This window comes from Sneathiella sp. P13V-1, from assembly GCF_015143595.1.
Classification (GTDB): Bacteria; Pseudomonadota; Alphaproteobacteria; order Sneathiellales; family Sneathiellaceae; genus Sneathiella.
This window is the reverse complement of record NZ_WYEU01000003.1, coordinates 95,191-108,132: the sequence shown is the minus strand read 5'-3', so window position 1 is coordinate 108,132 and position 12,942 is coordinate 95,191. Positions and strand designations below refer to the sequence as shown.

The window sequence follows — 12,942 nt, the reverse complement described above, 5'->3', positions numbered from 1 at the left end:
GCGCCCTGATCTTATCGGTTTATTCAATCACAAAGGCAGGGCCCGATTGGGCAAGCTCAGCTTCAATTTTATCCTGAATTTTCTCCGCAAGCTGTTTGTAGATACTTGCATGCTCTCCATCCGGTTTTGTCGCGGTGATTGGAGTGCCTGCATCAGAAGTTTCTCGGATTTCCATATGAAGGGGAACCGCACCGAGGAAATCAATGCCGAGCTCTTTGGCAGTTTCTTCAGCGCCACCATGACCAAAAATATCGCTTCGCTCCCCGCAGGATGGGCAGAGGAAATAACTCATATTTTCGATGATGCCGAAAACAGGGACTTCTGTTTTACGGAACATATTGAGACCTTTGCGGGCATCAAGTAGAGCTATGTCCTGAGGAGTAGAGACAATCACAGATCCCGTAAGAGGAACCCGTTGTGCCATGGTAAGTTGCGCATCACCAGTGCCCGGCGGCATGTCAACGACCAGAACATCCAGTTGCCCCCATTCTACATCAAAGATCATTTGTTGTAAGGCGCTCATAACCATCGGACCACGCCAAATCATGGGTGTGTCTTCTTCTACAAGGAAACCCATGGACATAACTTTAAGACCCCATTTTTCCATTGGGATGAGTTTCTTGCCATCTTTGGTGTCGGGTTTGCCGGAAAGTCCCAGCATACGAGGCAGGGAAGGTCCATAAATATCAGCGTCCAGAATCCCTACATTAAGACCTTGCGCAGCAAGTCCGAGCGCCAGATTGACAGAGCATGTTGACTTACCCACGCCGCCTTTGCCTGAGGCGACTGCGACGATGGAAGCCACACCAGGAACTTCAGGTTTTTGCTGCGGTTGTTGCGGAGCATGTGGTGCAGTCGTTTGAGCACCTTGTTTTTCGGCGGTGAGAACAACACTGACCGACTTAACACCATCCATTCCAAACACAGCCTGTTCTGTTTCTTTTCGAAGGACTTCCATTTCACCCGCTTCAGCAGGATCAATGGCCAGTGCAAAAGCAACATTGCCATCTTTTATGATCAATCCTTGGACCATTCCAAGGGAGACGATGTCCTTACCCCGCTTTTTATCCTGAATTTTGGACAGAAGTTCGAGGATTGTTTGCTCCGAAAGGCCGGCCATACTTGAAAACTCCAGTATTCATCATCAAATGGGTACAGAATGCAATGTGCCTACATTGCACAATTTATCTGGGTGTCATATAACCCTTGTAACACGAGTTAGCAATTGTGCTGCGAAAAACAGAGGAGAGGTTATCCCATGCCTTGGAATAATCAAGGTGGTAATGGTGGAGGTTGGCAAGGTGGAGGCGGTGGGAACCGCGGGCCTTGGGGGCAGGGACCAAGTGGTCAGCAGCCTCCCAACCTTGAAGACATTATCAAGAAAGGTCAGGACAAATTAAGGGACACGTTGCCAGGAGGTGGCGGTGGAGCCTTTGGTATCCTTGTTATCCTGTTTCTTGTAATTGCAGGCTGGCTCGCGAGTGGATTCTATACTGTTGAAGCAAACCAGCAAGGTGTTGTTCTTCGCTTTGGCGAAAAAGTGGCTCTTACCAAACCTGGTTTGAACTATCACTTGCCATACCCGATCGAAACGGTTTTGACACCGAACGTAACGAAGGTGAACAAGATCGAAATTGGTTTCCGCAAGAACGCGAGCGGAAGCAGCACTGTAACATCAGAAAGCCTGATGCTGACAGGTGATGAAAATATCATCAATATCGGCTTCACGGTTCTTTGGGTCATCAGCGATGCTAGTGAGTTCCTGTTTAATGTTGCACAACAGGAATTGACCATCAAAGCAGTTGCAGAAAGTGCCATGCGTGAAGTTATTGGCCGTGCTGATCTTAGATATGCGATTACTGATGGTCGTTCCGCTATCGAACTTGAAGTTCAGGAAAAACTGCAGAAGATTGTTGATGTCTATGGTTTGGGTGTCGAGATTTCAGAAGTGAAACTAGAAGATTCTGATCCACCACCACAAGTTATCGACGCGTTCCGTGATGTTCAGGCGGCTGTGGCCGACAAAGAGCGTGCACAGAACGAAGCGTTGGCTTATGCCAATGACATTGTTCCACGTGCCCGTGGTGAAGCTGAAAAAATGCGTCAGGAAGCTGAAGGTTACCGTCAACAGGTGATCGCGGAAGCAGAAGGTGATGCCGCCCGCTTTATTTCTATCTATGAAGAATATCGCAAAGCCCCAGAAGTGACACGTCAACGTATTTATCTGGAAACTCTTCAAGAGGTTCTGAAAGGTAAAAATAAAGTCATTATCGATAGCCAAACGGGTGGTGGTCAAGGCGTTGTCCCGTACCTGCCTTTAAACGAGTTGCAAAATAAGGGAGCGAAATAATGGGTAAGACTATTAGCATTATTCTCGCCATCATCGTTGTGGCTCTTGGTATTGTCGGTGCCAGTTCTCTGTTCACTGTCGACGAACGCCAACAGGCGATGGTAATGCGCTTTGGTAAAGTTGATAAGATTATTACGGAACCTGGGCTTCAGTATAAAATTCCATTTGTACAAAATGTGATTTTTGTTGAAAAGCGTGTTTTGGCCGTGAATGCATCACGTAGCGAAGTGGTGACAAAAGATCAGAAACGTCTTCTTGTCGACGCTTTTTCCAGATTCCGTATTTCTGATCCGTTGTTGTTCTATCAATCATTCGGTGACTTGCGCGTTGCTTCATCCCGTATCGGTACTTTGCTAAGCTCCCGTGTGCGTCAGGTGTTGGCAACACAGATCTTGACGGATATCGTGTCTGGCGAACGCTCACGGCTGATGGATGAAATTAAGAATCAGGTAAATGTTGAAGTCGAACGCCGCGGTCTTCAGGTGGTGGATGTTCGTATCGTACGTGCTGACCTACCTAACGAAAACAGTCAGAAAGTTTTTGACCGCATGCGGACCGAACGTGAGCAGGAAGCCAAACAGCTTCGTGCGGAAGGTGCCGAAATTGCTCAGCGTATCCGCGCGAATGCTGAACGTGAACGGACTGTTCTGATTGCGAACGCAAAGAAGGATGCTGAAATTCTTCGTGGTACAGGTGATGCGGAAAAGAACCGTATTTTTGCCGCAGCATTTGGACAAGATCCAGATTTCTTCGCATTCTACCGTTCTATGCAGGCCTACCGTGAAGCGATCTCTGATGATGACACAACCATGATCTTGTCACCGGACTCAGATTTCTTCCGGTATTTCGGATCACAAGGTAAAGCTGGAAACTAAGGTTTCTGGTCTTTAAATCAGGCCTGCAAGGTGTTCCTTGCAGGCCTTTTTGTTTCTCTTCAAAGGAATTGGCTGTGCTGGATGATTTGCTTTTAGCGGGGGCTTTGGTGCTTTTTATCGAAGGCGCGCTCTATACATTGTTTCCGAATGGCATGAAGAAGATGATGATCGCTATTCTGGCGACCCCAACAGCGCATTTGCGCACTTCAGGATTGGTTTTGGCAATTCTTGGGGTGTTTTTTGCCTGGCTATTGCGCAGCTAGTGGTTATTTGAGCGCGATTTGTAAAGTTTTTTAAAAGAAATTTTTGCAAATATTCAAATTGCACAATTATGCCATAATTAGCCGCCACCTATCATTGGAACGGATGTTCGAGATTTGATCAAATAACCGTTGGTCACTTGAAACCCAAGTAGAATGTTGCCACTCTTGTCCTATGTGAAAAGAGGGCGTTACAGGAAATAGAAGGAAAATAACCTTGTATACACCTTATCAAAATTCAGAAAAGGCGGCGCCTGTCCGTCAAACAAGACAAATAAGCAGAAGCCGTGCACGTAACCAAGATATGGCAATGCCTGTTGTCTGGGGCGTTACTGCATTCCTTCTGGTGGTATTTTTCTCGCTGAACAGTTTTGCGAAAGGCGCACCGGATAGCTTCGCTGACCTAGCGGAGAAACTCTCCCCCGCGGTTGTGAATATTTCCACTACGCAGATTGTAAAAAATAACAATCGTGGTGGTGGTTTCCCTCAGTTCCCGCCAGGCCACCCTTTTGAGGATTTCTTCAAAGATTTCGGTGGTCGTGGTGACAAAGAGCAGAAACAACGCAAAGCAACGTCCCTTGGATCCGGCTTTGTGATTGATGCAGACGGTCTGGTTGTCACCAATAACCACGTAATTGATGGCGCAGACGAGATTTTCGTGATCTTCCAGGATGGTGAAAAAATTCCCGCTGAATTGGTGGGAACGGATCCAAAGATCGATGTGGCAGTTTTGAAGATTGATCCAACAAAGAAAAAGCTGGCCGCAGTGAATTGGGGTAACAGTAATAAGGCCCGTGTTGGCGATTGGGTTATGGCAATCGGTAACCCATTTGGCCTTGGTGGCACTGTAACCGCAGGTATCATTTCCGCCCGCGGTCGTGATATTCGCTCTGGTCCTTATGATGACTATATCCAGACGGATGCGTCTATTAACAAAGGTAATTCCGGCGGCCCGCTCTTTAACATGAAGGGTCAGGTTATCGGGATTAACACAGCGATCTTCTCTCAATCCGGTGGCAGCGTTGGTATCGGCTTTGCTGTTCCTTCTGAACTTGCCAAACGTGTTGTAGGGCAGCTTGTTAAATACGGTAAAACACGTCGTGGATGGTTGGGTGTTGTCATTCAGAACGTAACAGAAGAACTTGCTGATGGCCTTGGGCTTGATAATACCGAAGGTGTATTGATCGCAGGTGTTCCTGAAGATGGTCCGGCCTATAAAGCCGGAATCAAGGCAGGTGATGTGGTTCTGAAATTCAATGGTCAGAAAGTACGTGAAACTCGCGAACTGTCCCGGGCCGTTGCGGAATCCGATGTGGGCGCCAATGTTCAGGTTGAGTTGTGGCGCAATGGTGAGAAGGTCACGAAAACTGTGAAACTTGGTCAGCTTGAAAAAGCGGAAGACAAGTTGAACGGTAACAGTGAGCCGGAAGCTGAAAAAACCAGCAATGTTATGGGAATGGAACTTGCGACCATTACGTCTGAAATTCGCCAACGCTTAAAGTTGAGCGATGAAGCAGAAGGTGTGGTTGTCGTTGATGTGGATCGCGACAGTGAAGCTGCTGAAAAAGAGATCCGTCCGGGTGATATCATTCTTGAGGTTCAACTCAAGCCAGTAAAAACGGTTGGCGAAGTGAAAAAGACCCTAAGTGAAATTCGCGAAACCGACAGAAAATCTGTTCTGATGCTGGTGCGCCGCGGACCGAACTCTCGCTTTGTAGCTTTAGCCCTTGATAAAGAATGAGGGGAGATACCTCTTGCGTAAGCGAAAGCCCCGCATTTTGCGGGGCTTTTTGAATCTGTGTGAAACAGGAGCATCTGATGTCTAACCTAGTAACCTATAAACTGGATCCTTTGTCAGAGCACATTCCCGCTGTTCTAAATCTTATTCAAAAGTCTTTTGCATTTATGGAAGGGCGGATCGATCCTCCTTCTTCGATGCGTCGACTGTCACCGGAGAGTATTTCCGATCATTGCAGAAAAGAAGAGGTCTGGTGTATCGGGGAGCCGCCTGTCGCCTGCATTTTTTTTACCGTTAAGAGTGACTGCCTATATGTGGGGAAACTTGCCGTGGATGAAGCTGTTAGAGGACAAGGCCTTGCCAGAGAATTGATTGAGCTTGCAACCGCTCGGGCAAAGGCATTGGGGTTTGACACGCTCGAATTACAGGTAAGAGTGGAGCTCACTGAAAATCAAACCGCTTTTAAGAAAATGGGTTTTGTTAAAACGGGTGAAGACGCTCATGAAGGATATGACCGTCCTACCAGTTTCACCATGAGGAAATCTGTGTAGCGGATTAATCCTCCACAAATTCAATGCTTTTATACCCCTGATAATAAAGGAGCGTGGTAAGATCGCCATATCGGATACTGGCATCCGCCGCATCTTGCGCTTTCGGTTTTGCGTGGAAGGCAACCCCTAGGCCTGCTGCTTCGATCATTGGGATATCGTTTGCCCCGTCACCGATCGCAACACTTTGAGAGCGGTCCAAGCCTTTTTCTTCCAACAGGCGGTTAAGGTTCGCCAGCTTGGCCGAGGAATTGAGGATCGGTTCCGCTGCTTTACCTGTGAGGGCGCCATTCTCAAATAAAAGCTCGTTAGCGTCATCCATATCAAAGCCAACCAGATCCCGAACCCGGCCGGTGAAATAAGTGAAACCGCCGGAGACCAACGCGCTGTAACAGCCGTCTTTCTTCAGTGTTTGAATAAGGGTGCGCGCGCCGGCTGTGAGTTTCACACGCTCATCAAAGGTCTTATCGAGGACTTCTTCTTTTAGGCCGGTTAGCATGGCGACACGGGATTTGAAGGCGTCATCAAATTCAAGTTCGCCCCGCATGGCTTTTTCAGTGATTTCAGAAACCTGCTCTTTTAACCCTGCAAAATCGGCAAGCTCATCAATGCACTCGACAGTGATAATGGTGCTATCCATATCCGCAAGTAACAGCTTTTTCTTTCTGTTTGTTACTGGTTGCAGGCACCAATCCACAGCTTCCAAATCAGCTGCAATATCTATTGAATTGAGCTCAGCGGTGAACGCAAGGTCTACAGCAAACCCATCCTTCAACCAGGTCCGTGTGATATCTGTTGCACCCAGTTCCTGCAATCTGGCTTCTGCCGTGGATAATGTGCTAGAAAGTGAAGGCAGATCTTCGGGGTTTGCGACAAGTGTTAAAACTGAATTCATTTTGATTACCGGTATTTGAAGCCATGGCTCCTGATCAACATACACCCCAAAACGGGCAGGCTTGCATTCTTTTAGCAGGACCAACCGCCAGCGGCAAATCCGCTTTGGCGATCAGTATTGCAAAAGAGTTCAATGGTGTTGTGATTAACGGAGATTCAATGCAGGTTTATGACGGTCTGCGTGTCATTACTGCGAGGCCAAGCGAAGAGGAAGAGGCCCAATGTCCCCATCGGTTATATGGGGTGTTGGACCCGTCTGATTTTTGTAGTGCTGCCAGATGGCGCGATATGGCGCTCGCAGAAATCCATAAATGCCACGAAGAAGGAACGCTACCCATTGTGGTGGGAGGAACAGGGCTTTATTTTGAAATCCTGACCAAAGGCATTGCAGAGGTGCCTGAAATCACTGACGAGGTGCGTGGTTTTCTGAGAGACCTGCAGAAGCGCGAAGGTAACGAAGTTATCTACAAACGTTTACAGGAGAAAGATCCTGAAAGTGCTGAGAAATTAAATTTAGGAGATACCCAAAGGTTGCTTCGTGCGTTGGAAGTTGTGGAGCAGACCGGCGTGCCATTGGGGGAATGGCATCGGAAAAGCCCAGAAGGCCTTGTATTGGAGACACCCTATTTACATCTGGCGCTCACGCCTGATCGAGAATGGCTATATGACAGATGTAATCGTCGTCTTGATTGGATGATTGAAGAAGGTGGTGCCATTGAGGAGGTACGCGACATATTGAAGCGGGATCTGGATCCGGCCCTTCCGGCAATGAAAGCGCTTGGGGTACCGGAAATTGCTGATTATCTGGCCGGAAACCTTAGCAAAGAAGCCATGCTAGAGAGAATCAAGATGATGACCAGACGCTATGCAAAGCGCCAAATGACATGGGTTCGGAATAAGATGAATGCCGCAATTACGTCATCCGCGCAAGATTTGGAAAGTTTTGAAGCTGAATTCTTTCCATTTATTCGCCGATTTTTGTTGACCCACGGTAAATGAATGGCTAGTTTCCAACCGTTGGCACAAATGTCATTTTTAACTATAAATGCTGTGCTAGCCGATGTATCGCTCGGACCTAAATCCGGGCGGTTTTTTCGTAAGAGACAATTTATTTCGCCAAATTCTAGAAGAGAGACTAGGGAAACCTTATGGCAAACCAGGAAATGACAGGTGCAGAAATCGTTATCAAGGCGCTGATTGATCAAGGCGTCGAGGTGATTTTTGGGTATCCTGGTGGTGCTGTGCTCCCTATTTATGATGAACTGTTCAAACAGAACAGCATCCGTCACATCCTGGTTCGTCAGGAAGGTGGCGCTGTCCATGCGGCAGAAGGGTACGCGCGCTCCACCGGAAAACCCGGTGTGGTGCTTGTGACTTCAGGTCCGGGCGCAACTAATGCTGTGACAGGACTTGCAGATGCAATGATGGACAGTATTCCACTGATCTGCCTGACCGGGCAGGTGGCAACAGCCTTGATCGGCAATGATGCCTTCCAGGAAGCGGATACCGTCGGTATTACGCGCCCTGTGACGAAGCATAACTATCTTGTGAAAGATACAAACACGCTTGCCCGTACAATGCATGAAGCCTTCCATGTGGCAACAACAGGCCGCCCAGGCCCTGTAGTGATTGATCTGCCAAAAGATGTCCAGTTCAATCCAGGGCAATATATCCCGCCATCCATGGTTCAGCACAAAAGCTATAAACCACAGGTGAAAGGCGATCTTCGCGCTATTAAAGAAGCGGTGAAAATGATCGCCGGGGCCAAGAAGCCAATTTTCTATAGTGGCGGTGGTGTTATTAATTCCGGCCCAAAAGCATCACAGCTTTTGACGCAATTTGTTCAGATGACTGGCTATCCAATTACAAGCACGTTGATGGGGCTTGGCGCTTATCCGGCATCGGACAAGCAGTTCCTTGGGATGCTGGGCATGCACGGAACATACGAAGCCAATAATGCCATGCACGACTGTGATGTTATGGTTTGTGTTGGTGCCCGCTTTGACGATCGTATTACAGGCCGTCTGGATGCCTTCTCCCCCAACTCCAAGAAAATCCATATCGACATTGATCCTTCTTCTATCAACAAGAATATCAAGGTTGATCTGCCGATTGTGGGTGATGTGGGACATGTTCTGGAAGACATGGTCAAGGTCTGGAAATCTGAGGTTTGTAAACCGGATGCAAAAGCCTTAACCAAATGGTGGAAAGAAATTGATGGCTGGCGCGACCGCGATTGCCTGAAATTCCAGCAAAATGGTCAGGTGATTAAACCACAATATGCCCTTAGCCGTTTGAATGAACTGACAAAGGGTATGGACCGTTACTTTACAACCGAGGTTGGACAGCACCAGATGTGGGCTGCCCAGTATCTGGAATTTGATGAGCCAAACCGTTGGATGACATCAGGTGGTCTGGGTACAATGGGATATGGTCTTCCGGCTGCGATGGGTGTTCAGATTGCGCACCCTGATAGCCTGGTTGTTGACGTTTCCGGTGAAGCGTCTTTGATGATGAATATTCAGGAGCTTTCAACGATCCTGCAATATCGCTTGCCGGTTAAGGTTTTCATCCTGAATAACGAATATATGGGCATGGTCCGTCAGTGGCAGGAGCTTCTGCATGGTGGCCGCTATTCTGAAAGTTATATGGAAAGCTTGCCAGATTTCGTGAAGGTTGCCGAAGCCTTTGGATCTACCGGCCTTCGCTGTACCGAAGCTGACAAGGTTGATGATACAATCAAGGAAATGATTGATATCAAAGGCCCTGTAGTTGTCGATATGATTGTCGATAAGCAGGAAAATGTGTTCCCGATGGTGCCTTCCGGGGCCGCGCATAACGAAATGCTGCTGGCTGATGACAAAGAAGGTGATGGACCGCAAGTCACGACACAGGGCATGACTTTGGTATAAGGCGGGCAAAGCTCGAAACTGAAACGGAATTTGATGCCCTAGAGAATAGGGTGAATTGAAAGTTGCTTGGACAATGATGGAACAGACAGAAATTCATCGTCATACGATTGCAGTTCTTGTTGACAACGAATCCGGTGTGCTTGCCCGTGTAATCGGCTTGTTCGCAGGCCGTGGGTACAATATCGAAAGCCTGACAGTTGCGAAGGTGGATGACAACGAGAACCTCTCCCGTATTACAATCGTGACAACGGGAACCCAGATGGTGATCGCTCAGATTAAAGCACAGCTTGAGCGGCTTGTGCCCGTTCACAAAATTGCGGACCTGACGGTTGAAGGTCCTAGCGTTGAACGTGAAATGGCGTTGGTGAAGGTTGAATGCAAGGGTGACAAGAGAGTTGAAGCAATGCGTGTTGCGGATATTTTTCGCGCTCGCACTGTGGACGTCTCCGAAGATAGCCTGATTTTTGAAGTGACAGGTGCCCGTGGGAAAGTAAAAGCGTTTATTGCGCAGTATGAAACCCTCGGACGGACAGAAGTTTGCCGCACAGGTGTTGTGGCAGTGAAACGTGGCAAAGACACCATTTAACGGTGATCGCCAAATAGAATATCAAAGCATTATTTATCTAGAAGGAAATGAGAGATGCGCGTTTATTACGATAGCGATGCTGATGTAAATCTGATCAAAGGTAAGAAGGTTGTTATCGTCGGTTACGGTAGCCAGGGCCACGCCCACGCAAACAACCTGAAAGACTCAGGTGTTAAAGAAATTGCTGTGGCCCTTCGCCCAACAAGTGCTTCCGTTAAAAAAGCCGAAGGCGCAGGCCTGAAAGTTATGTCACCAGCAGAAGCTGCAGCTTGGGGTGACGTGATCATGATCCTGACACCGGATGAACTGCAGGCTGACGTTTATGAAAACGATCTAGAGCCAAACATGAAAGAAGGCTCTGCCCTTGTTTTCGCTCACGGCCTGAACGTTCACTTTAACCTGATTGAGCCACGTGCCGACATGGACGTGTTCATGGTTGCACCAAAAGGCCCAGGCCACACAGTGCGTTCTGAATATCTGCGTGGTGGCGGTGTTCCAACTCTGGTTGCTGTTTATCAGGACGCAACAGGTAACGCGCTTGATCTTGCCCTGTCATACGCGTCTGCAAACGGTGGTGGCCGTGCAGGTATCATTGAGACAACATTTAAAGAAGAATGTGAAACTGACCTGTTCGGTGAGCAGGCTGTTCTTTGTGGTGGTCTGGTTGAGCTGGTTCGCGCTGGTTTTGAAACACTGGTTGAAGCTGGTTACGCACCAGAAATGGCTTACTTTGAATGCTTGCACGAAGTGAAGCTGATCGTTGACCTGATGTTCGAAGGCGGTATCGCCAACATGAACTACTCCATCTCAAACACAGCGGAATATGGTGAGTATGTAACAGGCCCACGCATCATTACTGCAGAAACAAAAGCAGAAATGAAACGCGTTCTGGAAGACATTCAGACAGGTAAGTTTACACGTGACTTCATGCTGGAAAACAAAGTTCGCCAGCCATTCCTGAAAGCAACACGCGCGCTCAACGATGCGCACGAAATTGAAGAAGTTGGTGCAAAACTTCGTGGCATGATGTCCTGGATCGGTGAAAAAGCTCTCGTGGACAAATCCAAAAACTAATTCGTTTATAACGAACAAAAGAAAAGCCGGCGATTATTCGCCGGCTTTTTTTGTTGGATAAGGTTCTGCCGCCTAACGGTGCGGCAGAACCTTTACCTTGCCGCGCATGGAAGGGTGGAAGCGGCAGAGGTAGGAAAAGTCTCCCTGTTTTTCAAATTTGATGCGGGCAGACATGCCTTTATTCAAATCGTCAGAATCCCATCGATCATCGGTATCCGTTGCTGTATGGGGGGCGAGATCCAGGTTGATCCATTCGACAGTATCCCCAGCTTTGATTTCTAGTGTTGCCGGATCAAATTTGAATTTCTTGATCATCACCTGATGCACTTGACCGTTTGGTGATGCGATACTGTTCGCGCTGGGAAAGAGAAGGCTGGAGGCTGCTGCCACCAGCAGGCCTCCAAGCTCACGTTTTCTGACAATCAGATTTAGCTGCATTGAAGTTTCTTGACCATCATCCCTGCATGACCTTCGTGAACTTTGAAGGTCACCAAGGCTTCGCTCAACAGATCTTTGAGCTGTGGGACTGTCACGGACGGAATGAATTTCCCTTCTACGGTTTGGTTGACCACCTGATGGTACCCAAATTCATTTGTCGCGTAAGCGCAGTCAAAAGACTTACCGCTAAGCTTCATCAGTTCAGCCCGTTTATCGGCCGCCCCTTTGACAAGGGCGCGACTGAGGTTATTGTCTTCCGGTGTGACGTTGAGTTCTTTGATTAAGGCTACGGCTTGCCTGTTTACCGCGGCATGGTCACGCAGCATTGTTTTTGCAAAATTATGAACGTCTGGATTTTCAGAAATAGCCAAAGCCAGATGGGCATAACGGATATCCAATTCGCCCGCTGTGTAGGCGGCATGGGCAATTTCAAGGTCATTCATTTTGTCTGCTGCATTTGCAGAGAATGCGATTGTAGGTGTACAGATTAGTACTGCGAGAGTTTTAAAAATCTTCTTCATGTCTTTGTCTTTCATCTAACTAGAAAAACTGAATGTCAGTTATTTCTTTTGGTTGAGGATTGGGTACATACTTTTGAAAACCATATCTTCATCAGCATTGGCTTCGTGACAGGCTGCGCAGGCATCAGCTGGGGCCGCCGCCGCTTTTTTTGCATATGGAGGGGCGTGGTGACCGAAGTTAAAGAAGCCCCATCCTTGAGTTTCGGAGAAGCGTTTGGTGTCTTTGACCATCATGTCGATGCCATTAAAGGAAAAGGCAAAGAAGCCGCGACCAGATGGCGCATCTTTGGAGCCATCTTCATAATCGCCTTTTTGCAATAAAACCAATTCCTTAACGATGGTCGTGCCTTCGGGGAATTTGCCTGTTTTGCGATATTCAGCAAATGATTTTGGATCAATGTAGACGTGATGAAACTCAGGGAAACCGGCTTCACCACCATTTAGACCATTGGGCGTGAGGGGGGCGCCAATAAATGGCCATAGGCGGAAACCCTCCGGAATTGTCGTCTCCCCTTGTGCGTTGAATGTCGCTCGCCCTTCCTCTTTCATCATCTGTGCCGATGTTGGGGAGCAGGCGGCTGTTAAAACAACACCTGAGACGAGAACTGACTTTAGGTACTTAAATCTACGCATCATAAATCTCCAAGAATAATGACAGGAATTTGGGAAAGTGAATTACTTAACGCTACAGATCGGTACTGTAAGTAGACAGATCTGTAGCGTTTGTCAAATTTTTCTTTGGATAT

Annotated in this window: 14 protein-coding genes; 9 read left to right on the top strand and 5 right to left on the bottom strand. The window is 47.8% G+C overall.

Annotated features, from left to right (window positions below):
* Positions 1 to 19: 19 nt before the first annotated feature.
* Positions 20 to 1,120 (bottom strand): iron-sulfur cluster carrier protein ApbC, encoded by a 1,101-nt coding sequence (gene apbC, locus GUA87_RS13635; protein ID WP_193717155.1) that lies wholly within the window; start codon positions 1,118 to 1,120, stop codon positions 20 to 22.
* 138 nt (positions 1,121 to 1,258) lie between these two features.
* On the opposite strand from apbC, the gene hflK reads away from it, so the two are divergent.
* From hflK to GUA87_RS13610, 5 genes are all read left to right on the top strand, one after another.
* A complete protein-coding gene (hflK, locus tag GUA87_RS13630) occupies positions 1,259 to 2,350 on the top strand; it encodes an FtsH protease activity modulator HflK (protein ID WP_193717154.1) in 1,092 nt (363 codons plus the stop codon).
* Positions 2,350 to 3,225, top strand: coding sequence for a protease modulator HflC (gene hflC / locus GUA87_RS13625; RefSeq protein WP_193717153.1), 876 nt, complete (start codon positions 2,350 to 2,352; stop codon positions 3,223 to 3,225). Before hflK ends, hflC begins: the two co-directional genes overlap by 1 nt.
* A gap of 74 nt (positions 3,226 to 3,299) precedes the next feature.
* Positions 3,300 to 3,488 carry a DUF2065 domain-containing protein gene (locus GUA87_RS13620; protein WP_321575917.1) on the top strand — a complete coding sequence of 63 codons (189 nt, stop codon included), beginning with the start codon at positions 3,300 to 3,302 and terminating at the stop codon, positions 3,486 to 3,488.
* Between the two features lie 301 nt (positions 3,489 to 3,789).
* Positions 3,790 to 5,226 carry a DegQ family serine endoprotease gene (locus GUA87_RS13615; protein ID WP_415774801.1) on the top strand — a complete coding sequence of 479 codons (1,437 nt, stop codon included), beginning with the start codon at positions 3,790 to 3,792 and terminating at the stop codon, positions 5,224 to 5,226.
* Positions 5,227 to 5,303: 77 nt separating this feature from the next.
* Positions 5,304 to 5,774 carry a GNAT family N-acetyltransferase gene (locus GUA87_RS13610; RefSeq protein WP_193717151.1) on the top strand — a complete coding sequence of 157 codons (471 nt, stop codon included), beginning with the start codon at positions 5,304 to 5,306 and terminating at the stop codon, positions 5,772 to 5,774.
* 4 nt (positions 5,775 to 5,778) lie between these two features.
* On the opposite strand, the gene serB is transcribed toward GUA87_RS13610, so the two are convergent.
* Positions 5,779 to 6,666: a phosphoserine phosphatase SerB gene (gene serB / locus GUA87_RS13605; RefSeq protein WP_193717150.1), complete on the bottom strand. Its 888-nt coding sequence runs from the start codon at positions 6,664 to 6,666 to the stop codon at positions 5,779 to 5,781.
* A gap of 23 nt (positions 6,667 to 6,689) precedes the next feature.
* Between serB and miaA the strand changes: the two genes are divergently transcribed.
* The 4 genes from miaA to ilvC all read left to right on the top strand — a co-directional run bounded on the left by miaA (position 6,690) and on the right by ilvC (position 11,237).
* The gene (gene miaA, locus GUA87_RS13600) at positions 6,690 to 7,664 is read left to right on the top strand and encodes a tRNA (adenosine(37)-N6)-dimethylallyltransferase MiaA (protein ID WP_193717149.1); all 975 of its coding nucleotides are present in this window, start codon (positions 6,690 to 6,692) and stop codon (positions 7,662 to 7,664) included.
* A 149-nt stretch (positions 7,665 to 7,813) separates the two neighbouring features.
* Positions 7,814 to 9,577: an acetolactate synthase 3 large subunit gene (locus tag GUA87_RS13595; RefSeq protein WP_193717148.1), complete on the top strand. Its 1,764-nt coding sequence runs from the start codon at positions 7,814 to 7,816 to the stop codon at positions 9,575 to 9,577.
* A 76-nt stretch (positions 9,578 to 9,653) separates the two neighbouring features.
* Entirely contained in the window at positions 9,654 to 10,163 is a 510-nt protein-coding gene (gene ilvN / locus GUA87_RS13590) for an acetolactate synthase small subunit (RefSeq protein WP_193717497.1), read from the top strand.
* Positions 10,164 to 10,217: 54 nt separating this feature from the next.
* On the top strand, positions 10,218 to 11,237 hold the full coding sequence (gene ilvC, locus GUA87_RS13585; protein WP_193717147.1) for a ketol-acid reductoisomerase: 1,020 nt from the start codon (positions 10,218 to 10,220) through the stop codon (positions 11,235 to 11,237).
* 72 nt (positions 11,238 to 11,309) lie between these two features.
* On the opposite strand, the gene GUA87_RS13580 is transcribed toward ilvC, so the two are convergent.
* Genes GUA87_RS13580 through GUA87_RS13570 form a run of 3 tightly spaced genes read right to left on the bottom strand, consistent with a single transcriptional unit; the run spans position 11,310 to position 12,832 of the window.
* Positions 11,310 to 11,675: a cupredoxin family copper-binding protein gene (locus tag GUA87_RS13580; protein ID WP_193717146.1), complete on the bottom strand. Its 366-nt coding sequence runs from the start codon at positions 11,673 to 11,675 to the stop codon at positions 11,310 to 11,312.
* A complete protein-coding gene (locus tag GUA87_RS13575; RefSeq protein ID WP_193717145.1) occupies positions 11,666 to 12,196 on the bottom strand; it encodes a DUF4142 domain-containing protein in 531 nt (176 codons plus the stop codon). The genes GUA87_RS13580 and GUA87_RS13575 overlap by 10 nt, the downstream gene beginning before the upstream one ends.
* Before the next feature lie 39 nt (positions 12,197 to 12,235).
* On the bottom strand, positions 12,236 to 12,832 hold the full coding sequence (locus GUA87_RS13570) for a cytochrome P460 family protein (RefSeq protein ID WP_193717144.1): 597 nt from the start codon (positions 12,830 to 12,832) through the stop codon (positions 12,236 to 12,238).
* Positions 12,833 to 12,942: the final 110 nt, after the last annotated feature.